The 25,490-nt window shown below is 67.7% G+C and carries 19 protein-coding genes; 12 read left to right on the top strand and 7 right to left on the bottom strand.

Annotated features, from left to right (window positions below; all coding sequences use genetic code 11):
- Nucleotides 1–2,345, top strand: a 2,345-nt coding sequence (gene acnA, locus KA248_11480; GenBank protein ID MBP7830529.1) for an aconitate hydratase AcnA, incomplete at its 5' end; no start/stop codon positions are given.
- A gap of 269 nt (nt 2,346–2,614) precedes the next feature.
- Complete coding sequence (locus tag KA248_11475) at nt 2,615–3,439, top strand: FAD-dependent thymidylate synthase (protein MBP7830528.1); 825 nt, start codon at nt 2,615–2,617, stop codon at nt 3,437–3,439.
- A gap of 6 nt (nt 3,440–3,445) precedes the next feature.
- Here the strand turns inward: KA248_11475 and KA248_11470 are convergent, their stop codons facing one another.
- From KA248_11470 to KA248_11460, 3 genes are all read right to left on the bottom strand, one after another.
- Nucleotides 3,446–8,980, bottom strand: coding sequence for a DUF11 domain-containing protein (locus KA248_11470; protein MBP7830527.1), 5,535 nt, complete (start codon nt 8,978–8,980; stop codon nt 3,446–3,448).
- 165 nt (nt 8,981–9,145) lie between these two features.
- Nucleotides 9,146–9,808, bottom strand: coding sequence for a lytic transglycosylase domain-containing protein (locus tag KA248_11465; GenBank protein MBP7830526.1), 663 nt, complete (start codon nt 9,806–9,808; stop codon nt 9,146–9,148).
- A gap of 210 nt (nt 9,809–10,018) precedes the next feature.
- On the bottom strand, nt 10,019–10,306 hold the full coding sequence (locus KA248_11460; protein MBP7830525.1) for a hypothetical protein: 288 nt from the start codon (nt 10,304–10,306) through the stop codon (nt 10,019–10,021).
- A gap of 534 nt (nt 10,307–10,840) precedes the next feature.
- On the opposite strand from KA248_11460, the gene KA248_11455 reads away from it, so the two are divergent.
- From KA248_11455 to KA248_11435, 5 genes are all read left to right on the top strand, one after another.
- Complete coding sequence (locus KA248_11455; GenBank protein MBP7830524.1) at nt 10,841–11,014, top strand: rubredoxin; 174 nt, start codon at nt 10,841–10,843, stop codon at nt 11,012–11,014.
- Nucleotides 11,015–11,079: 65 nt separating this feature from the next.
- Entirely contained in the window at nt 11,080–12,210 is a 1,131-nt protein-coding gene (locus tag KA248_11450) for an NAD(P) transhydrogenase subunit alpha (protein ID MBP7830523.1), read from the top strand.
- Between the two features lie 8 nt (nt 12,211–12,218).
- Nucleotides 12,219–12,515, top strand: a complete 297-nt coding sequence (locus tag KA248_11445; GenBank protein MBP7830522.1) for an NAD(P) transhydrogenase subunit alpha — start codon at nt 12,219–12,221, stop codon at nt 12,513–12,515.
- Between the two features lie 65 nt (nt 12,516–12,580).
- Nucleotides 12,581–13,903: an NAD(P)(+) transhydrogenase (Re/Si-specific) subunit beta gene (locus KA248_11440; GenBank protein MBP7830521.1), complete on the top strand. Its 1,323-nt coding sequence runs from the start codon at nt 12,581–12,583 to the stop codon at nt 13,901–13,903.
- 42 nt (nt 13,904–13,945) lie between these two features.
- Nucleotides 13,946–14,695 carry a TVP38/TMEM64 family protein gene (locus KA248_11435; protein MBP7830520.1) on the top strand — a complete coding sequence of 250 codons (750 nt, stop codon included), beginning with the start codon at nt 13,946–13,948 and terminating at the stop codon, nt 14,693–14,695.
- 10 nt (nt 14,696–14,705) lie between these two features.
- On the opposite strand, the gene KA248_11430 is transcribed toward KA248_11435, so the two are convergent.
- Nucleotides 14,706–15,326, bottom strand: coding sequence for a hypothetical protein (locus tag KA248_11430; protein MBP7830519.1), 621 nt, complete (start codon nt 15,324–15,326; stop codon nt 14,706–14,708).
- A gap of 135 nt (nt 15,327–15,461) precedes the next feature.
- On the opposite strand from KA248_11430, the gene KA248_11425 reads away from it, so the two are divergent.
- Genes KA248_11425 through KA248_11415 form a run of 3 tightly spaced genes read left to right on the top strand, consistent with a single transcriptional unit; the run spans nt 15,462 to nt 17,292 of the window.
- A complete protein-coding gene (locus KA248_11425) occupies nt 15,462–16,070 on the top strand; it encodes a sigma-70 family RNA polymerase sigma factor (GenBank protein ID MBP7830518.1) in 609 nt (202 codons plus the stop codon).
- A gap of 2 nt (nt 16,071–16,072) precedes the next feature.
- Entirely contained in the window at nt 16,073–16,588 is a 516-nt protein-coding gene (locus tag KA248_11420; protein ID MBP7830517.1) for a zf-HC2 domain-containing protein, read from the top strand.
- Nucleotides 16,585–17,292, top strand: a complete 708-nt coding sequence (locus tag KA248_11415; GenBank protein ID MBP7830516.1) for a hypothetical protein — start codon at nt 16,585–16,587, stop codon at nt 17,290–17,292. Before KA248_11420 ends, KA248_11415 begins: the two co-directional genes overlap by 4 nt.
- Before the next feature lie 3 nt (nt 17,293–17,295).
- Here the strand turns inward: KA248_11415 and rsfS are convergent, their stop codons facing one another.
- From rsfS to KA248_11400, 3 genes are read right to left on the bottom strand one after another with little or no spacing between them, the layout of a single operon-like run.
- Complete coding sequence (rsfS, locus tag KA248_11410; protein ID MBP7830515.1) at nt 17,296–17,631, bottom strand: ribosome silencing factor; 336 nt, start codon at nt 17,629–17,631, stop codon at nt 17,296–17,298.
- Nucleotides 17,632–17,643: 12 nt separating this feature from the next.
- Nucleotides 17,644–18,255, bottom strand: a complete 612-nt coding sequence (gene nadD, locus KA248_11405; protein MBP7830514.1) for a nicotinate-nucleotide adenylyltransferase — start codon at nt 18,253–18,255, stop codon at nt 17,644–17,646.
- The gene (locus tag KA248_11400; GenBank protein MBP7830513.1) at nt 18,252–19,028 is read right to left on the bottom strand and encodes a hypothetical protein; all 777 of its coding nucleotides are present in this window, start codon (nt 19,026–19,028) and stop codon (nt 18,252–18,254) included. The genes nadD and KA248_11400 overlap by 4 nt, the downstream gene beginning before the upstream one ends.
- Nucleotides 19,029–19,293: 265 nt before the next feature.
- Between KA248_11400 and KA248_11395 the strand changes: the two genes are divergently transcribed.
- Complete coding sequence (locus tag KA248_11395; GenBank protein ID MBP7830512.1) at nt 19,294–20,742, top strand: amidophosphoribosyltransferase; 1,449 nt, start codon at nt 19,294–19,296, stop codon at nt 20,740–20,742.
- A complete protein-coding gene (gene gltB / locus KA248_11390; protein ID MBP7830511.1) occupies nt 20,739–25,391 on the top strand; it encodes a glutamate synthase large subunit in 4,653 nt (1,550 codons plus the stop codon). The genes KA248_11395 and gltB overlap by 4 nt, the downstream gene beginning before the upstream one ends.
- The last annotated feature ends 99 nt before the right edge of the window (nt 25,392–25,490 follow it).

Here is a 25,490-nt window from a genome sequence, read left to right as displayed (position 1 = left end):
ACCCGCGCGCCATCGAGCCGCAGATCCCCGTGGACCTGGTGATCGATCACTCGGTCCAGGTGGACGAGACCGCCTCGCCCGGCGCCCTCGACGCCAACATGCGCATCGAGTTCGAACGCAACGCCGAGCGGTACGAATTTCTGCGCTGGGGCCAGCAGGCCTTCCGTAAGCTCCGCGTCGTGCCGCCGGGACTGGGCATCTGCCACCAGGTCAACCTGGAATACCTGGCTTCCGTGGTCGCGACGGAGGTCGACGCGGAGGGCCGGCTCGTCGCCTACCCCGATACGCTCGTCGGCACGGACTCGCACACGACGATGATCAACGGCGCGGGCGTCCTCGGCTGGGGCGTCGGCGGGATCGAGGCCGAGGCCGCGATGCTCGGCCAGCCGATCCCCGTGCTCACCCCCGTCGTCACCGGCGTGCGGCTCACCGGCCGGCTGGCGCCGGGCGTCACGGCCACCGAGCTGGCGCTGACCGTGACCCAGTTGCTGCGCCAGCACGGCGTCGTCGAGCAGTTCGTGGAATACTGCGGGCCCGGCCTGGACACGCTGACCCTCGCCGACCGCGCGACGGTGGCCAACATGGCGCCGGAGTACGGCGCGACGATGGGGTTCTTCCCCGTGGACGCCGAGACGCTCCGCTACCTGCGCGAGACCGGGCGGGACGAGTCCCGCGTGGCGCTGGTCGAGCAGTACTGCCGGCTCCAGGGCCTGTTCCGCGAGCCCGGAGACCCCGAGCCGCAATTCAGCCGCGTCATCGAGTTGGACCTCGGCGCCGTCGAGGCCGGCGTCGCGGGGCCGAAGCGCCCGCACGACCGCCTCGCGCTCAAGGACGTCGCCGCCGGGTTCCGGAAGGCGCTCGCGGCGCCGGTCAAGGAACAGGGCTTCGGGGTTCCGCCGGCCGACACGGGAAAGCGGATCGCCGTTGAAGGCGATGGCGAGATCGGGCACGGGGCCGTCGTGGTCGCGTCGATCACGAGCTGCACGAACACCTCCAACCCGTCCGTCATGCTCACCGCGGGCCTGCTGGCGCGCAAGGCGGTCGAGCGGGGGCTCGCCGTGCCGGCGCACGTCAAGACCACGCTGGCGCCCGGCTCGCGCGTGGTGACGGCCTATTTGAAGAAGGCCGGCCTCCTCCCCGCCTTCGAGCAGCTCGGGTTTCACGTCGCGGCGTACGGCTGCGCGACCTGCATCGGCAACAGCGGGCCGCTCGATCCGCGCGTCGCGAAGGCGGTCAAGGACGGCGGCCTCGTGGCGGCGGCCGTGTTGAGCGGCAACCGGAATTTCGAGGGCCGCGTGCACCCGCTGACCAAGGCCAACTACCTGTGCTCCCCGCCCCTGGTCGTGGCCTACGCGCTGGCCGGGACGGTCGGCCGCGACCTGACGACCGAGCCGCTCGGCCGGGACGCGAAGGGTCAGCCGGTCTTCCTGAAGGAGCTCTGGCCCGCGCCCGGCGAGGTCGAGGCGCTGCTCGGGAAGGCGGCGGACCCCGAACTGTACCGGACGCTGTACGAAAACATCGCCGAGTCCAGCCCTGCCTGGAACAAGCTCGCGGCGGACGCGTCGCCGGTTTTCGGATGGGCGGCGGGCTCCACGTACATCCGCGAGCCGTCGTTCATCGCGGACATCCCGGCGAAACCGGAACCTCCCGGCGATATCCGCGGGGCGCGCGTGCTGGCCCTGTTCGGCGATTTCATCACGACGGACCACATCTCGCCCGCGGGCTCGATCCCGGCGGACAGCCCCGCGGGCCGGTATCTCCAGGAACATGGCATTCCGCCGGCGGCGTTCAACTCGTACGGCGCGCGGCGCGGCAACCACGAGGTCATGGTCCGCGGCACGTTCGCCAACATCCGGATCCGCAACCGCATGGTGGATCGCGAGGGCGGCTGGACGCTCAAACTGCCCGGGGGCGAAGCCGTCCCGATCTACGACGCGGCGACGCAATACGCGCGGGACGGCGTCCCGCTGGTCGTCCTCGCCGGGAAACTGTACGGCGCGGGCTCGTCGCGCGACTGGGCGGCCAAGGGTACGCGGATGCTTGGCGTGCGCGCGGTGATCGCGGAGAGCTTCGAGCGCATCCACCGCAGCAACCTGGTCGAGATGGGCGTGCTGCCGCTGGAGTTCACGGGCGGGCAGAACGCGGAGAAACTGGGGCTCACGGGGCGCGAGGAGATCGCCATCGCGGGCATCGCGGACGCGCTGGAGCCCGGGAAACTTCTGCAGGTCACGGCCGGGGCGAAGACTTTCGAGGTCAAGTGCCGGATCGACTCCGCGATCGAGGTCGAATATTACCGGCAGGGCGGCATCCTGCCGTACGTGTTGAGGCAGGCGGTGGAGAAGTGAGGAAGGGTTCAGGGTTCAGGGTTCAGTTGGGCCGCTGGACCCAGGGGCCGGATGGAAACAGCCATGAGACCTCAACGTCCAACAACCAACATCCAACTTCCAACGTCCGATGGAAGCCGCTCCGGACCTTGGAATCTGGACGTTGGACGTTGGGCGTTGAAAACAAACATGTTACATGCGCTTTTCAAGTATGGTGTCTCAGATCAGGATCTGGTGCTCTGGCCTGAACCCCGAACCCTGACAACTGAAGCCTAATAAGAGAGAATGAAATGGCGCACGTAACCAGCCCCGAGGCCGAGAAACTGCTGGACCAGGAGATCAAGGTCCTGGACAAGGGGTTCGTCCGGCTGGTGGACTACATGGGCAGCGACGCGCGGATCGTCCAGACGGCGCGCGTGTCGTACGGGGCGGGGACGAAGACCGTCCGCGAAGACGCGGGGCTGATCGACTACCTGCTGCGCCACGAGCACACCTCGCCCTTCGAGCATGTCGTGCTGGAATTGCACTGCAAGATGCCGATCTTCGTCGCGCGCCAGTGGATCCGCCACCGCACGGCGCGCCTGAACGAGATCTCGGGCCGCTACAGCGTCATGGCCGACGAGTTCTACCTGCCCGGCGAAGAGCAAGTCCAGAAGCAGAGCGCCGACAACAAGCAGGGCCGGGCCGAGGAAGAGGTGCCCGCGGAACTGCGGAAGAAGGTGCTCGACATCCTGCGGCGCGACCAGGGCGCGACCTATGCCGCCTACGAGGAAATGCTGAAAGACGGCATCGCCCGCGAGTTGGCGCGGATCAACCTTCCGCTGTCGCTCTACACGCAGTGGTACTGGCAGATGGACCTGCACAACCTGTTCCGGTTTATCGAGTTGAGGCTGGACGCCCACGCGCAATGGGAAATCCGGCAGTACGCGGCGGCGATCGCGCAGATCGCGCGCGCGGTCGCGCCGCTGGCCTACGACGCCTTCGAACGCCATCGCCTGAAAGGCCGCCGCTTCTCGGCCGACGAACTCGACGCCCTGCGCCGGATGCTCAAGGGCGAGGAAAACCCGCTGACCGGCTCCAAGCGGCGGGAGTTCGAAAAGAAGCTAAGCGCCTGACCGACTTCAGGGGACGGATACACCGACCCGGTAGACGCGGGCCGGCGCAGGGTTCGTATCGCTCACTGTCGTCAGCCGGCCCGCGCCGGGTTGGGCCTGCACCAGCACGTCCCACTCTCCGCCCTCTGAAATATCCGCCGTGCAGTATACGGCATACACGCGCGCGGTGGATGACACGAATGTGATTGAGCGGTCGGCCTCGCCCGCCAACTGGATCACTGCGAAGAACGAATCCGGATCGGTCGGATCGGTGTCGGCCAGGAACTCCTCCCAGGCCGCCATCCCGTCGTCGTCCCCGTCCTTCATCGCCTCGGCGTCCCAGGTTTCGTTGGTCAGCTGGTAGCCGGCCAGCCAGCGGTACGGCACGTCGTTGGTGGCCCGGCTCTCGGCGAAGCCGACTTCCAGCCGGCCGTTCTCCTGGAGGTTGGTCCACGTCCAGACCAGTTCCGACGGCTGGCCCGCCGGGGTCCAGGCGGCCCCGTTGGTCGCGATCCAACTGATGTGGCAGTACGGATCCGCCGTGATGGTGAAGACCTGGTTGGAGCCCACCCCGACCTCGGGATCGGCCGGGTCCACCGAGCCGCCGGCGCCCGCGGTCGTCAGGAGAGTCACGAACCGGTCGAGGGCGAAGAGCTTCATGACGCCCATGTGCTGCATGCTCAACGCGGCCGAATCCGACGTCAGCGCCGGCGCGGGGATCGCGTCCTCCGCCCAGAGGCGGGTGTCGAACACGACGCCCTCCGGGAAGGTCAGGCCGCCGAACGACACGGGCTGGTGCCGGGCGTCGAGGAACGGGTTGGGCAGCACCACATCGTAGGGCTTGTCGCGCGGCTGGTTGGTGTCCGTCTCGCCGTTTTGATCCGCCGGCCGGCGATCGTCGCTGACGACCGTCTTCAGGATTGTCCAGGCCGCCTCGGACCGGTTCTGCGTGTTCAGGTCGCCGCCGACCACGACGTAATCCGAAGGATGGAATCCCGCCTGGGCGATGTAGTTGGTCAGCATGGCGGCCTCGAGCTGCCGCGACGACACGCCGCCGGAGTAGTGCAGGTGCACACAGATCACGTGCAGGGGCCGGCCGCCGGGCACGTCCACGGTGGCCCAGACGAACTCGCGGTCGCTGACCTGGGGATCTTCCCACACGCCGGCGTCCAGGATCGGCCACCGGCTGATCACCCCGTTCGGCAGGGCGCCCGAAGGCTGGACGTAGTACGAGAAGTTCGTTCCGAAATGCGCGTCCACGAACGCCCGGGGCCCGCCGGCGTTGGTCACGTTGAATTCCTGGATCGCCACCACGTCCGCCATCAGCGCCTCCAGGATGCGCTCGCCGGGCCCCTGGTACACGGCCGTCCCGCCGCTGGTCAGGTTGGCCGTGGCGATCGTGACGCTGTCGTCGTCGCGGAGGAACACGTCGCAGCCGTCGTCGCCGGCCGTGGCGTCCGGCGTGCTCGCAAGGGCCAGCCCGATGCCTTCCGGCCCTTCCGGCAGGGCGTCATCCAGGGGCGTCACCGTGAAGGTCTGCTCCGCCGGGCCGTCCGCCGTGAAAGTCAGCGCCGTGCTCGACAGGTTGAAGTCCACCCCGAGTTCCGCCGGGCCGGTGATCGCCAGCGGCACGGTCACGTCCGCGGGGCGGGACAACGCCACGCCGATCGTGACGCCACCCGATTCCTCGTCGACGAACAGGCGGTTCGTGGAGAACGTGACCACCTTGTCCAGCACGCGGACCGTGACGGTCTCCGAGATCGAGCCGTCGGCGTCCGCGGCGTGGAACGTGATCTCGTACACCGCGTCCGCCTGGCCCACGTCCGGCGTGAATTCAAACCGGTTGGTGACGGGCGAGACCCCGGTGACGGGATCGAAAACGGCGCCGGACGGCAGGTTGCTGGCGGTGAGCGTGACGGCGTCGCCGTCGATGTCCGTGGCCGTCACGGCGAACTCGAGGCGGTTGCTGACCAGGGCGGTGCGGTCGCCGATCGGCGCCAGCGCGGGGGGCTGGTTGGTGGGCAGGTAATACAGCGTCACGGCGTCCACGAAGTAATAATCGTTGGTGTTGTTGTAGTCGCCGGACCGCTCGTCGAAGCGCAGGCGGGCCTTGACCTGGGTCTGTCCGGCCGGGATTTCCACGGTCCAGGGGTTGTTGCTGACGGTCGTGGGGTTGCTGGGGCTCGTCCCGCCGAAGGGAATCTCCGCGTTGCTGTAACCGTCCACCAACTTGACCGAGCCCGCGCCGCTCCAGCTCGCGCCGTTGTTGTACGAGAGGTCCAGGTACAGGTCATCCGAGGTGTCCACGCCGGACGCGCTGAACGCGACCGAGAGCCGGACGTGGTTGTACCCGGCGATGGAAACGTTATCGAACTCGAGGTACGGATCGGCGTTCTGGCGGTTGGAGCCGGCGAGGAGCAGCGACCTCGCTCCGGTGTTCTTCCGCTCCGGGCGCACGGCCATCCGGCCCGTCCCGGGCGCCATCCGGAAGGCCCACGTGTCCCCGGTCCCGCCCTCGAAATCCTGGGCGCGGATGACGGTGGAGGTCGCCGCCGGCGCCGGGGCCAGGCTGACGTGGTCGAAGGACCGGCCGCGCGACGGGTAGGCCCCGTCGTCGTACTGCTGGAACCGGACCTGGAAGGTCGCGGTCAGGGGAACTCCCTGCGTGGAGGCCAGGCCCGCAAGGTCCACGACCAGGTTGGTGTACACCGCGTGCGCGCCGACCGCGGCGAGGTCCACCAGGCGGTGCCAGGTCAGGCCGTCGGCGCTGACGGCGATCCCGTCGGCGTTGGTGGCCCCGGTGAACGTCGCGGGCATGGCGTGCGCGGCGTCGGAAAAATCGCGCGTCCAGCAGCGGAGGATCACGCTGGTCTGGCCGGACAGGTCCACCGTCAGCGTCGCCTCGTTGAGCGCCTCGCCCGAGGCGGAGTCCATGGTGAGGCTCCGGTCGCCCTCGAAGCCCGCGGTCCGGTTCGTCAGGGCGATCCGGCCGGCGCCGGAGGACTGGACGGTCCAGTAGTTCGACCACGCGCCGGACTCGAAGCCCTCGTAGAACGGGAAGGCGGCGCGCGGCGCCTCGTCGTCCTGGATCGTCAGCCAGGCGTTGGTCGGCGCCGCGAGGGCCGCGCCGTCCTCCGGGTCGTAGAGGAAGACCTGGACGGTTTCGGGCCCCTCGATGTCCGCGTCGTCCAGCAGCGGCACCTCGAAAATTTCCTGGGCTGATCCTTCCGCGAACGTCAACGTGCCGGTGGTCTCCACGTAATCCGCGCCCGGCGTCGCCGTGCCCGCCTGGGTGCGCCACGACACGGACACCTCCCCGTCGAAACCGAACCGGCGGTTCACGGCGATCGCGGCCAGGCCGGTGTCTTCCTGCTCGGCGTACTGGGCCGCGCTGAAGGACAGTTCCCCGGGCCCGTCGTCGTCCTCGATGGTCACGACCGCCTGCGTCGGGCTGGCCAGGCCGGCGCCGCCCAGCGGGTCGAACAGTTGAACCGTGAAGGCTTCCGACGGTTCGTCGTCGACGTCCTCGAAAATGGGCACGGCAAACGATTGCGCGCGGACCCCGTTGGAGAAGACCAGCGTGCCCGACGCGGCCGCGTAGTCATCGCCCTCGGCGGCCGTGCTGTCGGCGGTCGCGTAGTCCACGCTCACCTCGCCGGAGTCCCCGTTCACGCGCTCCACCGTGACCGTGACCGCGCCCGCGCCCTCGGCGACCGGCCAGTCTTCCGCGCTGAACCGCAGATCGCCGGCGCTCGTGTAAAGCGATATGTCGTCGAAGAAGCGCCCGTAATACGGCGGATAGTAATACCCGTTGGCCTGGAACTTGATCCGCACGCGGTCGGTGAAGCCCAGCCCCCGCGCGGCGAGGACCGGGTCCAGCGCCACGTCGAACTGCCGGTACTCGTTGGTCCCGGTCTCGGCGAACGTCAGGTCCTGGACCTTGTACCAGTTCGTCCCGTCCACGCTGATGGCCACGCCGTCCGCGTAGGTGTGGCCCTGGAACGAATCGCTCATGGCGCTGTCGGTCTCGTACTGGAAGCGCTTGTGCCAGAACCGGAGGTACACGCCCTCGCGGCCCGCGAGATCGACAGACAGGATCAACTCGTTGAGCGAGTAGGAGGCGTAATCGCCGTTCATGTTGAGGTGCGAGAGCCCGCCGTACGGGCTGTTGCTGACGGTGATCTGGGGGCCGAGCAGACCGGTGGTGTACGTCGCCCAGTAATTCGAGAGGGCGCCCGATTCGAAATCCTCCTCGAACGGCATCGCGGCCGCGCCGTCGTCGTCGCGGATCGTCACGGTGGCGTTGCTCGGCGCGGCCAGGACGGCGCCGCCGGCGGGATGGCCAAGACGTACGGAGAAAGACTCGTCGGGCTCGGACTCGCCGTCGTCTTGGATCGAAACCGTCCACTGGATGTTCGTCTGCCCGTTGGTCAGGGTCAGCGTGCCGCTCCGGGCCGTGTAGTCGATCCCGGCGACCGCCGTCCCGTCCACCGTTTCGTAGTCGACCGTGATCTCGCCCACCACGCCGTTCGTCCGCTGCACGGTCAGGGTGACCGATCCCCGGGCCTCGTCGCGGTTGTACACCGCCGGGCGAAAGAACAGGTCGCCGCCCACCCGGTCCACGCGCGTGGTGACGGCGGCCTCGTTGCGGCCGGCGCCGGCTTCCGTCGTTGTCGTGGTAACCGAGGCCCGGTTGGTGACGAAGCCTTCGGCCGCATACTGCACAACGATGTCCAGGGTGGCCGCCCCGCCGCCCGCGATGGCGCCCAGTTCGGCCACGATCACGGAGCCGTTCGTGACCCACGCGCCCTGGCTGGCCGTGACGGACACCGGTGCGGCGCCGGCCGGCAGCGTGTTGGTGAGCACCACCTCCTCCGCCGTCATGGAGGAGGAATTTGACACCACGAGGGCATAGACCAGGGAATGGCCCGCGGCGACCGGGTCGGGCGAAGCCGACAGGCCCAGGGCCAAGTCGGCCGCCCGCGCGGCGTCGTAAAGCCGAATGTTGTCGAAGGCCCAGCCGTCATCCGACAGGAAGGCGAAGTTATCGTACTGCTGGAACTTGATTCGCACGTGGCCGTCCAAGGTCAGGCCCCGGCTGTTCGCAAACGCCACCAGGTCCACCAGCACGTTGGTGAACGCCTGCGACGACGAGTAGGACAGGGCCGCCAGCCGGTGCCACGTCACGCCGTCCGTGCTCAAGGCGATCCCGTCGGCATTGGTGGAGCCCGCGAACTGGTCGGGCATCGGATGGCTATCGTCGTAGTAGTTCCGGGCCCAGCAGTCGAGGAACACGTTGGTCTGGCCGGCAAGATCCACCGCCAGCACCAGTTCGTTGAGCGCGTAGCCGCTGGTGCTGTCCAGCACGGCATTGTACGCCCCTTCGTATGGCGGCCCCACGGAGGTCACGCGAATTCGCCCGTTGCCGGTGGAACTGGCGGACCAGTAGCCGGACAGCGCGCCGGATTCGAAGCCGTCGAAAAAGGGGAACGGTGCTTGGGCGCGGGCCCAGCCGGCAACTCCGGCCAGCATCCACGCCAGCATCCCGAAGCGCTTCTTCATGGGTTCCCCCTATGCAGCGGTTTCACCTTGGCCCTCACCCTCTACTACGCCGGCCCCCTTCGAATTCTGCAAAAAAAGCAAGGCCGGGAGGGAAAGACGTAACCCGCCCACGGTCAAGGGGCTACGGCCTGGACGGTGGAGAATCCTTGACGAACCCTTGAAGAATCAAGAGCGGGAGGGAACCGCGGGAGGCACGCGGGCGATCAATATCCGCGCGGCCGGCGGCCCTTCGGCCAGGTAGTGCTCGCGGAGGGCCGTGACGCGCTGGACATAATCCCGCGTGAAGGCCGGCCAGCGAGCCGGGTTGAAGCCGCCCTTCTCCACGCGCGTGGGCCCGGCATTGTAGCAGGCCAGCAGAAGGGACAATTCGTCGGCTTGCCAGCGGGCCTGGTTCTGCCGCAGAAAACCGCCAAGGTACTCCAGGTAAGCCCGGCCGACGATCTGGTTGAGTTCCGGCTCGAAGGCCCGGTCGAACGGAAGGGGCTTGCCGTACAGGCGCCTCGTCACCTCGCGCCAAGTTCCCTTCTTGATCTGCATGAGGCCACGCTCGCCGGCCTTGCCGACTTTCCGGGGATTGCCCCCGGATTCCACCTGGATCACCGCTTCCACCAGGCAATCTTCCGGAGCCCATGCCGGCGTGACCTCCGTTTTTTGCTGGCTCCACGCCCGGATCTGATGATCAGCGAGCTCTGTATCGGAGGACCGCGCGCTCCGCCAGCCGGCCAGGGCCAACTGGGCCAGGAGCGTCACGGCGCCCAGCACCGCCAGAACCGCCCGGACAACCGGCGCGTGGCGAGCGTACCCGTTTATGGACTTTCTGTAGTTCATCCGTTGCTTTTGGCAGCCCTTCTTTTCAGGAGGCCGCCCGTCGAAACCCTTGAAAAACGCGAAACAGAATCGGAAAAAATGGTCGCGCAGTTTAACCCATCAAAAACGGCTTGCAAGCAGAATCGTTAATAAATTGTCAATATAATAATATAAGATAAACCGCTTTACTATTAAAACAAACCATAACTTTCACATGGATGAAATGCCTCTTCAAGCGGCCGGGCCGGCAATCTGGAGCGGGTTCTGTATGTATTTTTTCTGGCAGGCCGGGCAGAGATCGAAGGTGAAGTCCACATAAACGTCCCGCATAAGTTCTTCTTCCGTGAGATCCCTGCATTCTTCCATGATCCGCCGCATTTCCGACGTATAATCGCGGGTCAGGTCCTCAAACGTGATCTCGAGGGGATCGTAGGCGGCGTAGACTTGTATGCGGGCGATATACCGAAGAGCCTTCGGCTCCAAGGGCTGCCCGCAACGGTCGCAGATTCGGCTGATCATGGCCGGCTCCCTCCCCGAAAAGTTGAACCTTGTCCGCCAGGCGCTGTTTCACTTATGGTGTCAGGGCCGCGGACAAAGAGCCAGTAAAAGCGGCATGTTTCATGAAAGGCCCAGGACTGATTCATGAGAACGGTGAACCCTCGATCCGTGAAGGGAATGCGATTTTTCTCGAGGGGACTCCCCTCGCGAAACGCGGAGGTCCGGAATCCGCGGAGCCAACCGGCCCCGCGACCGGGGGCGGTCGCGGGCTACGCCGCGTGTCGCATCCGCGGCGTCCGCGTAGCGCGGCCTCGCCCTCGAGGCCGACGCATGCCCTGCTGTGCGCGGGCCTTGTTCTTCCATGGTTGGAACGGGTTACGCTCCTTTATGAATCAGTCCTGTGAAAGGCCTGAATCTTTAACGAAGGCTTGGATCTGAAGTGTGGCACGGCCGTCCCGGCCGTGAAAAAGCGCGGGCGAGGCGCCCGTGTCACATTTCACCGGATCGTACAGAAGAGTCACGCACGCTAATGATTCAGGCGAAAGGCGGGAAACGATGAACACGGGAAGCGAAGGGCGATGGGTCTGCACCTGCTGCGGGTACGTTTACGACCCGGCCACGGGGGACGCCGCCCACGGACTGCCGGCCGGCGTGCCCTTCGAGCAACTGCCCGAGAACTGGAAATGCCCGATCTGCTACGCGGCCAAGGACGCGTTCGATCCTCTCTAACCCGCGCCGATTTGACTCGGAGCGCCCGGCTATTACATTACGGGTGATTTCATTCAGGACCGGCCATGCGGATATTCGTACCCATAGAAACGAGAAAAGGCGAGCGGCGGGCCGCGCTCGTGCCCGACGTGGTGACGAAACTCGTCCGGCTGGGCGCGGACGTGACGTTCGAGCCGGGCCTGGGCACGGGCTGCCATATCATCGACGAAGCCTACCGGAACGCCGGCGGCCGCCCCCTGCCCCGCGAGCAGGGCCTGGCCGAGGCCGACCTGGTCCTGCGAATCCACAAGCCGCCGCTCGATGAAATCCCCCGCCTGAAGCGGGGCGCGGTCCACATCAGCTTCCTCGATCCCTTTCGCGAACCCGACCTGGTGCGCGCGCTCAATTCCGCCGGCATCACGGCGTTGAGCCTGGAACTGATCCCGCGCACGACGCTGGCGCAGAAGATGGACGCCTTGAGTTCCCAGTCCAGCCTCGCCGGCTACGTGGCCGTGCTCATGGCCGCCGAGCGGCTGCCCCGGATCTTCCCCATGATGATGACACCGGCGGGGACCCTGGCCCCCTCGATGGTTTTCGTGATCGGCGCCGGTGTCGCCGGCCTGCAGGCCATCGCCACCGCGCGCCGCCTCGGCGCGCGGGTCGAGGCCTTCGACACGCGGCCCGTGGTCGAGGAGCAGGTGAAGTCCCTCGGCGCCCGCTTCGTCAAGGTGGACCTCGGCGAAACGGGGCAGACCAAGGACGGCTATGCCCGGGCGCTCACGGAGGAGCAGATGCGGAAGCAACGCGAGGCCATGGCGAAGCATTGCGCCCAGGCCGACGTGGTCGTCACCACGGCCCAGGTCTTCGGGCGGAAGGCGCCGCTGATCATCACGGCCGACATGGTGCGCGGCATGAAGCCGGGCAGCGTGATCGTGGACATGGCGGTCGAGAGCGGCGGCAACGTCGAGGGCTCCCGGCTGGACGAGGAGGTGGATGCGGGCGAAGTGTTGATCCTGGGCCACGCCAACCTCCCCGCCCGCGTGCCGGCGCACGCGAGCCAGATGATCGCCAGTAACTTCGGGCACCTTATAGAGCACGGCTGGGACGCCGGCGCCAAGGCCTTCGCGCCTTTGCGCGAGGACGAGATCCTCCGGGGCTGCCTGGTCACCCATGGCGGGGAAGTCGTCAACGAAATGGTGAAACAGCGGATGCAGTGAGGCAATTCATGGATGCGATGGGCCTTCTCTTCTTCGTTTTCGTGCTGGCGGTGTTCCTGGGCGTCGAGCTGATCTCCCGGGTTCCGTCCCAGCTGCACACGCCCCTGATGTCCGGCTCGAACGCGATCTCCGGCATCACCATCGTCGGCGCGCTGATGGTCGCGGGCGCGCTGGAGGGCGGCGTGCTGACCACGATCCTGGGGGTGGTCGCGGTCGCCGCGGCCATGGTCAACGTCGTGGGCGGCTACCTGGTCACCGACCGGATGCTGGCCATGTTCAAGAAGAAGGACGGGAGCGGGAAGTGAACCGGGAAGCGTTCAGCACCTACGGCTACATCGCCGCCTCGATCCTTTTCATCATCGGCCTCAAGATGTTGAGTTCGGCGCGGACGGCGCGGCGCGGCAACCTCCTGTCCGCCCTCGGAATGCTGCTGGCCGTCGTGGTCACGCTGCTGCAGCAGGGGCTTTCATACACGTGGATCATCGTCGGGGCCGGGATCGGCGCCCTGATCGGGGCGGTCGCCTCGTACACCGTGCCCATGACGGACATGCCGCAGATGGTCGCCCTCTTCAACGGCTTCGGCGGGCTGGCCAGCCTGCTGGTCGGCTGGGCCGCGTACCATCTCAACCGGGACGTGTCGCGGTTCACGGCAACAGCCACGTGGCTGACCGTCCTCATCGGCGGCGTGACGTTTTCCGGCAGCCTCGTCGCCTACCTAAAGCTGGCGGAGAAGTTCATCAGCGGGCGGCCGGTCCTGTTCAAGGGCCAGCAGTGGGTCAACCTGCTGCTGCTGGCGGCGACGCTGGCGCTCGGCGCGGCCTACGTCTGGGTCCCCGCCTCGGCCGCCGCCTACGCGGCCTTCCTCGGGGTCCTGCTGCTCTCCCTCGCCCTGGGCGTCCTCTCCGTGATCCCGATCGGCGGCGCGGACATGCCCGTCGTGATCTCGCTGCTCAACAGCTACTCCGGCATGGCGGCCGCCGCCGCGGGCTTCGTGATTTCCAACAACGTGCTGATCGTCTCCGGCGCGCTGGTCGGCGCCAGCGGGATCATCCTGACGGCGATCATGTGCAAGGCCATGAACCGTTCCTTGACCAACGTGCTCTTCAGCGGGTTCGGCGCTGCCGGCGCCGCGCAGGCCTCGCAGGTCAAGGGCGAGGCCCGGCCGATCCCGCCGGAGGACGCCTACCTGATCCTCGAGGCCGCGCGCTCGGTGGTCATCGTGCCCGGCTACGGCATGGCCGTCGCCCAGGCCCAGCACGCGGCGCGCGAGCTGGCCGACAAGCTGGCGGAGAACGGCTGCGAGGTGAAGTTTGCGATCCACCCCGTGGCCGGCCGCATGCCCGGCCACATGAACGTCCTGCTTGCCGAGGCCAACGTCCCCTACGAACAACTGGCCGAGCCCCAGGACGTCAATCCCCTGATGCCCGCCGTGGACGTCGCCATGGTCATCGGCGCCAACGACGTGGTCAATCCCGCCGCCCGCGAAGACACGAAGAGCCCGATCTACGGCATGCCCATCATCAACGTGGACCAGGCCCGCACGGTCTTCGTGCTCAAGCGTTCGCTCGCCGCCGGGTTCGCCGGCGTGGAAAATCCCCTGTTCTTCTATCCCAACACCCGCATGGTTTTCGGGGACGCGAAGGCCACGCTCCAGGCGCTGGTCTCGGAGTTCAAGGCCGCGTCGGCCGCTTGAAACTTCCGAAACGCGCCGCTAGTATCCGCCGCGCGCCATGTCATGAATCATCGCAGGAAAAAACTCGCCGCGCTGGCCGTGCTCGCGCTGCTCGTCGCGGTCGGCGCGTGGTGGCTGCGCCGGTCCGGGCTGTGCCCGGAGTTCAGCCGGGAAAGCGTGCTGGCCTTCCGCCGGTACATCCGCGGGCTCGGGCTCTGGGGCCCCGCCGCCTACATCGGGCTCTGCGTCCTGGCCTCCCTCTTCTTCGCGCCGAGCATCCCGTTCATCCTGCCGGCGGCCTTCTTCGGCGTGATCCGGGGCACGCTGTACGCCTCGATCGGGCTGACGGTCGGCGCGGCACTGTCGTTCCTCGCCGCGCGCCACACCCTGCGCCCGCTGGTCGAGCGGCGCATCCGCGCCAGCCGGCTGTTCCACCGCATCGACCGGGGCGTGCGCCGCGAAGGCTGGCACATGGTCATGATCACACGGATGGTCCCGATCTTCCCGTTCAACGTTCAGAACTATGCCTACGGGCTCACGGGCATCGGGTTCTGGACCTACACGCTGGTCTCCTGGATCACGATGATCCCGGCGATCGCCACCTACGTGTTCGTCGGCGGCTCGCTCATCTCCGGGCGGGGCGACATCGCGCGCACGCTCCTCTACCTCTCCGTGGGCGCCACCGGCTTCGCGCTGCTCGTCTACCTGCCGCGCCTCGTGAAACGGCAGTTCCACGTCCCGGCCTCGGCGCTGCTGGAGGAAGAAAAAACGGCCCCGACGCCGGGCGGCGGGGCCGATGCGAACTCGCGCTGAACGGGCCGGGTCAGCCGGCCGCGGACGCCTCGGCGGCTTTCGGCGCCTTCGGGGCGGCCGCTTTCTTCGCCGGGGCCTTCTTCGCGCGCGCCTTCTTCGCCGGGGCCTTCGGGGCCGCCGGTTTCACCGCGGCGGGCTTGCCGGCCTTGGACAGCCCGTAGCGGCCGCGCCGCACGTTGCGAAACCGCTTGTCCTTGGCCAACGTCTGGTTGACGATCAGCTTGAAGTTCTTCGCCTTGGACTGATAACCGGTCTTGATGACCGCCTCGGCGGCTTCCACGACCTTCATGGACTTCACGCCGGTCAGCACCCTGACCAGGACGTCGCCCAGCGACTGGGCGTTCTTGACCCGGCGCGCCTTGCCGGCCGGGCGGCCGCGCTTCGCCGGACGCCCCCGCTTGGCCGGGCGGCCCCGCTTGGCCGGACGGCCGCGGCGGGCCTTGATTTTCCGGACCGCTTTGCGCGGGGCCGGGGCCGCAATGCCCAGGTCCGCCATGGCCTGTTCAATTTCGGCCAGGGCGGCCTTCAACTGCTTCTGTTTCTTCTGCAGGCGGGGCAGCGCCTTCTGCCGGCGAGCCAGCTCCTTCTGCAACTGGGCGACGCTCAACTGCTTCAATGCCACTCGTGCCATTTCCCTTTTCTCCTTAATCATCCGAACCAGGATGTTAGGTTCGTACTAAACCCCGCTGAACCTATATTGTCAAACTAAATTGGCTTTTTATACACTAAATTAGGTTCGGGGCCGTATTATGGTATAAGAAGACGCATGGCGTCGGAATATGACATTCAGAACGAGCAGGCGGCGGCGTGGCTCGACGAGTTCCGGCAAGGCCGCCGGGCGGCCCTGGACCGGCTCGTGGAGCACTTCCGGCGCCCGCTCTACGGGTTCATTCTCAACATGACGGAGGGGCGCGACGACGCGGAGGAGATCTTCCAGGAGACGTGGCATCGAACGCTGCGGCACCTCGACCGCCTGGACGGGCGGCGGCTTTCGAGCTGGCTGTTCCGGGTCGCCCGCAACCTGGTGATCGACCGCGCGCGCGCGAAAAAACCCATGGAATCGTTGAATCAACCTCTCGCGGCCGGGGAACTGGGCGCCCTGCCGCTCGCGGACCGGCTGGCGGCCCCGGGGCTGTCCCCGGCCGGCGAAACCGCCGGGCGGGATCTCGGCGAGCGTCTCCGCCGCGCCATAGGGCAACTGCCCGCCGAGCAGCGGGAGGTGTTTCTGATGAGGATCGAGGGCGAGGTGCCGTTCCGGGAAATCGCGAGGCTCCAGAGGGTCTCCATCAACACGGCGCTCGCGCGCATGCACTACGCGCTGGCTAAATTGAGGAACGATTTAAGGAATGATTATGCGGTATGGGTGGGAGGATGAACATGAATTGTGAAAACGCAAAAAACTTCGTTCTGCTGGAGCAGTCCGGAGAGCTGTCCGGGTGGCGCCGGCGCCGCCTGGCGGCGCACCTGGCGCATTGCGTGGACTGCGCCGCATTCCGCCGCGGGCTGGCCGGCCTGACGAACGCCGTCCGCCGGGTGCCCTGGGCCGAGGGGTACTCGGCGCCGCTGCCGGCGCGCGTGACGGACGCCGAGCCCCGTCGCGCCCGCCTGCCCGCCTTCCCGTGGCACCCGGCCCTGGCGTACGGGACGTTGAGCGTGTTCCTGGCCCTGGCCTTCGTGCTGGTCATGAAGCCGTTCCGGAAGCCGGCGGAAATCGCCCGCGTCGCGCCGGACGCCGCGCTGGCCTGGGACGCCAACCTGGACGACCGGCTGGCCACGCTGGATGCCTGGCTGGAAGAGACGGAACTGGATTGGACCGACACCGCCGCAACCGAGCCGGAGGATGTCAATTCGATCGCACAGCAATTACTGGCGCTGGAAGGAGAACAAATATGAAGGCCCTTTATCCGCGAATGGCCCTCGGCCTGATGCTCGGATTCCTCGCCCTCGCCGGGAGCGCCGGGGCCCAGGAGCCGGACGAGGAACTCCCGCCGCCGGCCATGGAAGAACCGCCGCCCGGGGAGCTGGCCCCGCCGCCCCCACCCGCTGAAGGCCGCCCCGTGGACCGGTGGATGGAACGGCTGGAAAGGCGAAACCCGGAAGAGTACAGACGCTACCAGGACATGCGGCACCGCGACCCGGAAGGCTTTCGCCGCGAGCTGGCCGGACGACTGGGCCGCGAGCGCCTCCAAAAGGCCCTGCAGGCCCATCCCCGGCTGCAAGCCTTTCTGGAATCCCTGCCGGAGGAGGAGCGCGCCGACATCCTGCTCGCCCTCGGGCGGGCGCTCCGGCCGGAAGGCCCGCCTCCGCCGCACGACGAGGGGCCGGTCCAGGCGGGCCAGGGCGAAATCGCGAAACTGGCCCGGGAATTCCGGACCGCGAGCGACCCGGCGCAGCGCGAACAGATCCGGGCCGACCTGAAGGCGCGGCTGGGCGAGCTCTTCGACGCCCGGGAACAGCGCCGGAGGGAGCACATCCAGCGGATACAGGCCGAGATGACCCGATTGCAGGGAATGCTGGAGAGCCGGCGGGCGAGCCGGGAGGAGATCATCGAGCGCCGCCTGCAGGAATTGACCGCGGACGAATCGCTGAAGTGGTAGCCGTTACCGGATCCGCGGGGCGTCGCCCCAGAGCTTTTCCAGCGCGTAATAGTCCCGCGCCGCGGGCGAGAACAGGTGGATCACCGTGTCGAGGTAATCGGCGACCACCCACCCGCTCTCCGGCGCGCCCGCGCGGCGGAAGCAGCGCACGCCGCTCCGGGCCAGCGTCCTTTCCAGTTCATCCGCGAGGGCCTTCAGGTGCGGCGGGTTGAGGCCGGTCACCACCAGGTAGAAATCCGTCACCCCGGAAAGCCCGCGCATGTCCAGCAGGACGGGATCCTCGCCCTTCCGGGCGGACAGGACTTCGCGGGCCGTTTTGGCTAGCTCGAGCGGTTCGATCGTTCGTTCTCCCTACCGGTACAGTTTCCTGCGCCGAATATACCCGGCCACGGCCGGGGTGACAAGGAATCGAATGCTCGCGCCCGCCGCCGCGCGGGCGCGCACCTCCGTGGAGGAGATATCCATCACGTGGCCGCGGAACACGTTCCGGGCCAGCCGTTCCGGCCAGGGCTCCGGCAGGCGCAGGCGCCGCGCGGTCATCCGCGCGGGGGAATAGCCGGGACGCTCCAGCGTGAGGAACGCGCAGCGGCGCAGCAGCTCGCCGATCTCCCGCCAGCTGTGCAGCTCGAAAAGCGAATCCGACCCGATGATGAAATGCCAGCGTACGCCCGGGCGGCGGCGCTGAAGCGCCCGGATCGTTTCGATCGTGTAGGAAATCCCGCCCCGCCGGATCTCCAGGTCGGACACGGCGAACCGGGGATCGCCCCGCACGGCCAGGCGCAGCATCGCCAGCCGGTCGGTGTCCGACGCCAGGTCCCGCGCGGCCTTGTGCGGCGGGCGGGCGCAGGGCATGAAGACGACGCGGTCCAGGCGGAACCGTTCCAGGGCGTCCTGGGCCATCATCAGGTGGCCGAGATGCACCGGGTTGAACGTCCCGCCCAGTATGCCGAGGCGGGCGGTCACAACTTGACGTTGATCCCCAGTAGTTTCCACTGCGGGTGTTCGTAGATGTACTTCAGGCGGAAGAAGACCTGGTTCTCCCCGTCCGGGTAGTAGCCTTCGAGCAGCAGCACGCCGTCCTCGTCCACGGCCGGTTTCTGGCTGAAAACGGGGGTGAGCCCGCTCAACGGGGCCAGGTCGATGCCCTGCTCCACAAACGACGCGAAGATGTTCTTCAATTCGTCGGCGGTGATCTGACCCTGCCAGAGCCGGGAGACGGAGCCATGGAAGTCGCCGAAGTCGTTGCGTTGAATCGCGTCGGCCAGTTTCGCGATGGCCTCCGAGGTGAGGCGCTGGAGTTCGGCGTCCGGGGGGATCTCGACGGTCGAGGCGCCACCCGGGAGGAGCCCCGCGGCGGCCTTGCGCACGGCCAGGATCTTCCACGCGTCGCCCTCCTTCACCAGGTCCATCTCCAGGGGAATCTGTCCCCCGTCGCGGGTCGTGACGGTGCCCTTGAGCTGGCCCCGGTTGTTCTCGATGCTGCGGGTCGACCAGGAGGCGCTCGCGTAGCCGCCGAGCGCGCTGTCCCGGAGGAACGCCGCGAATTCCCCCTCGCTCGTCGCCGCGCGGAACTCCGCGGCCGTCGCGAGATAGGCCTCCCCGATCTTCCCCTGCTCGATGAGAGAGAAGAACTCGTCCGCCGCCTTCGGCAGGCCGCTCGTCGCGACCAGCAACAGGGCGATCAGGACGCCGATCACCACCACGATCCCCAGCACGACCATCCCGAATTTCTTCATGGAACCCTCCTCCGTTAAACCTGTTTTCATTATCCCCGCCCCGCCCCGCGAGTCAACGCCCCGCTTCCGGCGGCCCCCGTTTGACGAACCCGCCGGCAAGGTGCTATACAGAGCCATCGGACCGAATTACATTTTTGTAGCACGAATCCGCGATGGCCATACAAAAAAGTATGATTCATGAAGTCCGCGAATTGAATTTTTATATTTTGCTCGTGATTTCGCGGACCGCCTGGAAAGTGGAATGGTTCTAGCTGAAGAGAATGAGATGGACAGGAACCTGCAGCAGCGGGGCGACAGCCCCGGGCCGGCGGAGCCGCGCGAGGCGTGCGGCGTGTTCGGCGCGTTCGGCGTGCCGGACGCCGCGAAGGCGATCTACGCCGGGCTCTTCGCGCTGCAGCACCGGGGCCAGGAGGGCGCGGGGATCGTCGCGAGCGACGGCGAGAAGGTCCGCTCGATCAAGGGCATGGGCCTGCTTTCGGAGGTCTTCGCGACACGGCAGCCCGCGGAACTGCGCGGCCACCTGGGGATCGGTCACGTGCGCTACTCGACCACCGGCTCGTCCCGCCCGCAGAACGTGCAGCCGATCGTGTTCGAATGCGTGGACGGCCTGTGGGCGCTGGCGCACAACGGCAACCTGACCAATTCCCAGGCGATGCGCCGTTCGTACCAGGAGGCCGGGGCGATCTTCCAGACGAGCACGGACAGCGAGATCCTGATGCACCTGCTGGCCGACCCCGCGTACCGCGGCCGGCCGCGGCGCGTGGAGCGGGCGCTGGCGGAACTCCAGGGGGCCTTCTCGTTCCTCCTGATGACCCGCGACTCGGTGATGGCCGCGCGAGACCGCTACGGATTCCGCCCGCTTTCCATCGGCCGGCTCGGGGGCGGATATGTCTTCGCCAGCGAGACGTGCGCCCTGGAGCAGGTGGGCGCGACGTTCGAGCGCGACGTGCTGCCCGGCGAGCTCGTGAGCGCGGACGCGAAGGGGTTCCGCAGCAGCACGTTCTGCGAACCGGTGAGCGGGCCGCTGGGGCAATGCATCTTCGAGCACGTGTACTTCGCGCGGCCGGACAGCCTGGTATTCGGGCAGAGCGTCCACGAGACGCGCCTGGAACTCGGCCGCCAGCTCGCCCGCGAACACCCCGTCGAGGCGGACCTCGTGATGCCCGTGCCCGACAGCGGCAGTTCGGCCGCGCTCGGCTACTCGCAGGAGAGCGGCCTGCCCATGGACTACGGCTTCATCCGCAACCACTACATCGGGCGGACGTTCATCATGCCGGAAATGGAACAGCGGGCGGACCAGGTGGACCTGAAGCTGGCCGTGGTCCCCGGCGTGGTCCGGGACCGGCGCCTCGTGGTGGTGGACGATTCCATCGTCCGCGGCAACACCTCGCGGCGGCGGATCGCCGCCCTGCGGAAGGCCGGGGCCAGGGAGATCCATCTGCGCATCGCCTGCCCGCCGATCCGGCATCCCTGCTACTTCGGCATCGATTTCCCGTCGCGCAAGGACCTGGCGGCGGCGCAGCACACGATCGAGGAAATCCGTCAGTTCGTCGGCGCGGACAGCCTGGCCTTCCTCCGGCTGGAGGGCCTGTTCGCCGCGTTCGACCAGCCGGGCGATTACTGCACGGGGTGCTTCTCCGGGACATACCCCGCGCCCGTCCCGGAACAGCACTCCAAAACCGCGCTGGAAAAGGCGCAGGCGACAGCAGGATGAAGACCGATCACAGCAGTTGCAGTTCCGCCGCTCCGGCGGCGGAAGATTTCTCCGGCGGCGGAGCGCCGGAGCTATTGCGCCCCCCTTCGGCCCAAGGCCTCTACCATCCCGGCCATGAGCACGACGCCTGCGGCGTCGGGTTCGTCTGTCACATGCGCGGCGAGAAGTCGCACGACGTGATCCACAAGGCCCTGCAGATCCTCGTCAACCTCTCGCACCGCGGGGCCTGCGGCTGCGACGAGAAGACCGGCGACGGGGCGGGCCTCCTGATGCAGTTCCCGCACGCGTTCTTCGCGGGCCGCGCGCCGGAGGCGGGAATGAAGCTGCCGGGCGAGCGGGAGTACGGCGCCGGGCTGGTCTTCCTGCCGCGCGACGAGCGCGAGCGCGAGCGCTGCGTGACGCTCTTCGAGGACGTGATCCGGGCCGAGGGCCAGGTGCTGCTGGGCTGGCGGACCGTGCCGGTGAACAACGAGGGGATCGGCGACCTGGCGCGGAAGGTCGAGCCGTTCATCGCGCAGGTGTTTATCGGCCGCGGCCCGGGCCTCGACGACGAGGCCCATTTCGAGCGCAAGCTGTTCGTTATCCGCAAGGTCATGGAGCGGGCGATCCGCGAGTCCGACCTGCGCGAGAAGAAGTACTTCTACATCCCGAGCCTGTCCTGCCGGACCCTCGTGTACAAGGGACTGCTGCTGGCGGACCAGATCGAGCCGTTCTTCCCCGACCTGACCGATCCCTCGATGGCCAGCGGCCTGGCCCTGGTGCACCAGCGTTACAGCACCAACACCTTCCCGACGTGGGATCTCGCCCAGCCGTTCCGGTTCCTGTGCCACAACGGCGAGATCAACACGCTGCGCGGGAACATCAACTGGATGAACACCCGCCAGTACCTGTTCGAGTCGAAGCGGTTCGGCGACGACATGGCCAAGCTGTTCCCGATCGCCACGCCGGGCGCGAGCGACTCGGCGATCCTGGACAACGCCGTGGAGCTGCTCTACCACACCGGCCGCCCCCTGCCCCACGCGGTGATGATGCTGATCCCCGAGGCGTGGCAGAACCACCGCACGATGCCGGACGGGAAGAAGGCCTTCTACGAGTACCACGCCAACCTGATGGAGCCGTGGGACGGCCCGGCGTCCATCCCGTTCACCGACGGCCGCTGCATGGGCGCCGTGCTGGACCGCAACGGCCTGCGCCCCTCGCGCTACACCGTGACCCGCGACGGCTTCGTGATCCTCGCGTCGGAGACCGGCGTGCTCGACATCCCGGCCTCGAACGTCGAGTACAAGGGGCGCCTCCAGCCGGGCCGCATGCTGCTGGTGGACACCGAGCGCGGGCGGATCGTGGACGACGAGGAGATCAAGGGCGAGGTCAGCCGGCGCCGGCCGTACCGGGCCTGGCTCAACGAGCAACTGGTGACGCTCAAGTCGCTGCCGCGCTCGATGCAGACGGACACGGGCGAATTTCCGGAACTGCGGCGGCATCAGCAGATGTTCGGCTACACGCTGGAGGAACTGCGGATCGTCCTCTCCCCGATGGCCGCGCGGGGGCTGGAGGCCATCGGCTCCATGGGCACGGACACGCCGCTGGCCGTGCTGTCGTCCCGGCCGCAGCTCCTCTACAACTACTTCAAGCAGCTTTTCGCGCAGGTCACCAACCCGCCGCTGGACGCCATCCGCGAGGAACTGGTCACCTCCCTGGCGCTGTACGTGGGGCCGGAGCAGAACCTGTTCGAGGAGACGCCGGAGCACGCGCACCGGCTGAAGATCGAGTACCCGGTCCTGACGAACGAAGAGTTGAACAAGATCCGAGAGCTCCGGGTCGGCCGGCTGCGGTCCGCGACGCTGTCCATGCTCTACCCCGTCGCGGAAGGCGGCGCCGGCCTGCGGAAGGCGATGGACGCGCTCTGCGCGGACGCGTCCCGCGCCGTCGAGTCCGGCGCGACGATACTGGTCCTTTCCGACCGCGGGGCGACGAAGGACCGGGCGCCGATCCCGGCGCTGCTCGCGACGGCCGGCGTGCACCACCATCTCATCCGCAAGGGGCAGCGCACGCGATGCGGGCTGATCGTCGAGAGCGGCGAGCCCCGCGAGGTGCACCATTTCGCGCTGCTGATCGGCTACGGGGCGGGCGGGATCAACCCGTACCTGGCCTACGAGACCCTCGCGGACATGGTGCGCGACGGGCTGTTTGCGGACGTGAAGGACACGCACAAGGCTTACGCGAACTACCGCAAGGCGGTGAACAAGGGCCTGCTGAAGGTGATGTCCAAGATGGGCATCTCCACCCTGCAGAGCTACTGCGGCGCGCAGATCTTCGAGGCCGTCGGGCTCGGTCCCGAGGTCATCGACCGTTACTTCACGGCCACCCCGTCGCGCGTCGGCGGGATCGGGCTGGACGAACTGGCGGAGGAGGCGCGGCGGCGCCACGAGCGGGCGTTCCCGCCGGCACAGGTCCCGGCGCGGCTGGAGCTCGACGTGGGCGGCCAGTACCAATGGCGGCGCGGCGGCGAATATCACCTGTTCAACCCGCTGACCATCGCCAAGCTGCAGCAGGCCACGAAAACCGGCGAGGCCCGGGTGTACGCGGAATACGCGAAGATGATCAACGACCAGCACACGCAGCTGTGCACCCTGCGCGGCCTGCTGGAGTTCAAGGCCGACGGGCCGCCGCTGCCGCTGGAGGAGGTCGAGCCGTGGACGGCCATCGCGCGCCGGTTCAAGACGGGCGCCATGTCGTACGGCTCGATCAGCCAGGAGGCCCACGAGACGCTGGCGATCGCCATGAACCGGATCGGCGGCAAGAGCAACAGCGGCGAGGGCGGCGAAGACCCGGAGCGCTTCCTGCCCACGCCGGCGGGCGACTGGCGGATCAGCGCGATCAAGCAGGTCGCCTCCGGGCGGTTCGGCGTGACAAGCTATTACCTCTCGAGCGCGAAGGAGCTCCAGATCAAGATGGCCCAGGGCGCCAAGCCCGGCGAGGGTGGCCAGCTCCCGGCCGAAAAAGTCTATCCCTGGATCGCCAAGACGCGGCACTCGACGCCGTACGTGCAGCTCATCTCGCCGCCGCCGCACCACGACATCTATTCGATCGAGGACCTGGCGCAGCTGATCCACGACCTGAAGAACGCCAACCCGCAGGCGCGAATCAGCGTGAAGCTCGTGTCCGAGGTCGGGGTCGGCACGGTGGCCGCCGGCGTGGCGAAGGGCAAGGCCGACGTCGTGCTGATCAGCGGCTGGGACGGCGGCACGGGGGCCTCGCCGGAGACCGCGCTCAAGCACTCCGGCCTGCCGTGGGAACTGGGCCTGGCGGAAACGCACCAGACGCTGGTCCTCAACGACCTGCGCAGCCGGATCGTCGTCGAGTGCGACGGCAAGCTGATGACCGGCCGCGACGTCGCCATCGCCTGCCTGCTGGGCGCGGAGGAATTCGGCTTCTCCACCGCGCCGCTGGTCTCGCTGGGCTGCGTGATGATGCGCGTCTGCCACCTGAACACCTGCCCCGTCGGCATCGCGACGCAGGATCCCGACCTGCGGAAGAAGTTCGCCGGCAAGCCCGAATACGCGGTGAATTTCTTCCGTTTCATCGCCGAGGAGCTGCGCCAGATCATGGCCCGCCTCGGGTTCCGCACGGTGGACGAGATGGTGGGCCGCGCGGACCGGCTGGAGGCGCGCCGAGCCGTGGAGCACTGGAAGGCCCGCGGCATGGACCTTTCCGCGCTTCTCTTCAAGCCGGACATCCCGCCCCGCGTCGGCACGCGCCGCACGCAGGCGCAGGACCACGGCATCGGGGACGCCCTGGACCACCGACTGATCGAACGGGCCGCGCCGGCGCTCGAGCGAGCCGAGCCGGTTGAGATCGACCTGCCGATCCGCAACGTGAACCGCACCGTCGGCACGATGTTGAGCAGCCAGATCTCCCGCTACTACGGCGAGGAGGGCCTGCCGGACCACACCATCACGCTCCGCTGCACGGGCTCGGCCGGGCAGAGCTTCTGCGCGTTCGGCGCGCGCGGCCTGACCGTCACGGTCGAGGGCGACGCGAACGACTATTTCTGCAAGGGCCTGTCCGGTGCCCGCGTGGCGATCTATCCCCCGCGCGACGCCGCCTTCGTGCCGGAGAAGAACATCCTGATCGGCAACGTCGCCCTCTACGGCGCCACCGACGGCGAGGTGTGCATCCGGGGTCTCGCGGGCGAACGGTTCTGCGTGCGGAACAGCGGGGCCCGGGCTGTCGTCGAGGGCGTGGGCGACCACGGCTGCGAGTACATGACCGGCGGCCGCGTGGCGATCCTCGGGCCGACCGGCCGCAACTTCGCCGCCGGCATGAGCGGCGGCATCGCCTACGTCCTGGACGAGGCCGGCGACTTCGCCGCGAACCGGTGCAACCTGGAGATGGTCGAACTGGAGCCGGTCGCGGAGGAGGCCGACGGCGCGGAGCTCAAGGCGCTCGTGGAGATGCACGCGGACCGCACCGGCAGCACGGTCGCCCGGCGCCTGCTGGACGACTGGGAGAACAGCCTGCGCCGGTTCGTCAAGGTCATGCCGGTGGACTACAAGCGCGCCCTGGGCCTGGTCGGCCGCCCGCAGGTCCGCGTGCCGAAGACCGAGCCGGTCTACGTCAGCGACACGGATGTCTTGGAAAGACTCTAGGAAGAAAATTCGAAATCCGAATATCGAAATTCGAAACAATATCAAATGGAAGAAATTCAAATGGCGGTTTTGAACATTTCTGTTCTTTCGAAATTCGAA

This window comes from Kiritimatiellia bacterium (assembly GCA_018001225.1).
GTDB lineage: Bacteria > Verrucomicrobiota > Kiritimatiellia > CAIQIC01 > JAGNIJ01 > JAGNIJ01.
The sequence above is the reverse complement of the archived record's forward strand: the minus strand, read 5'-3'. Positions and strand labels throughout refer to the sequence as shown.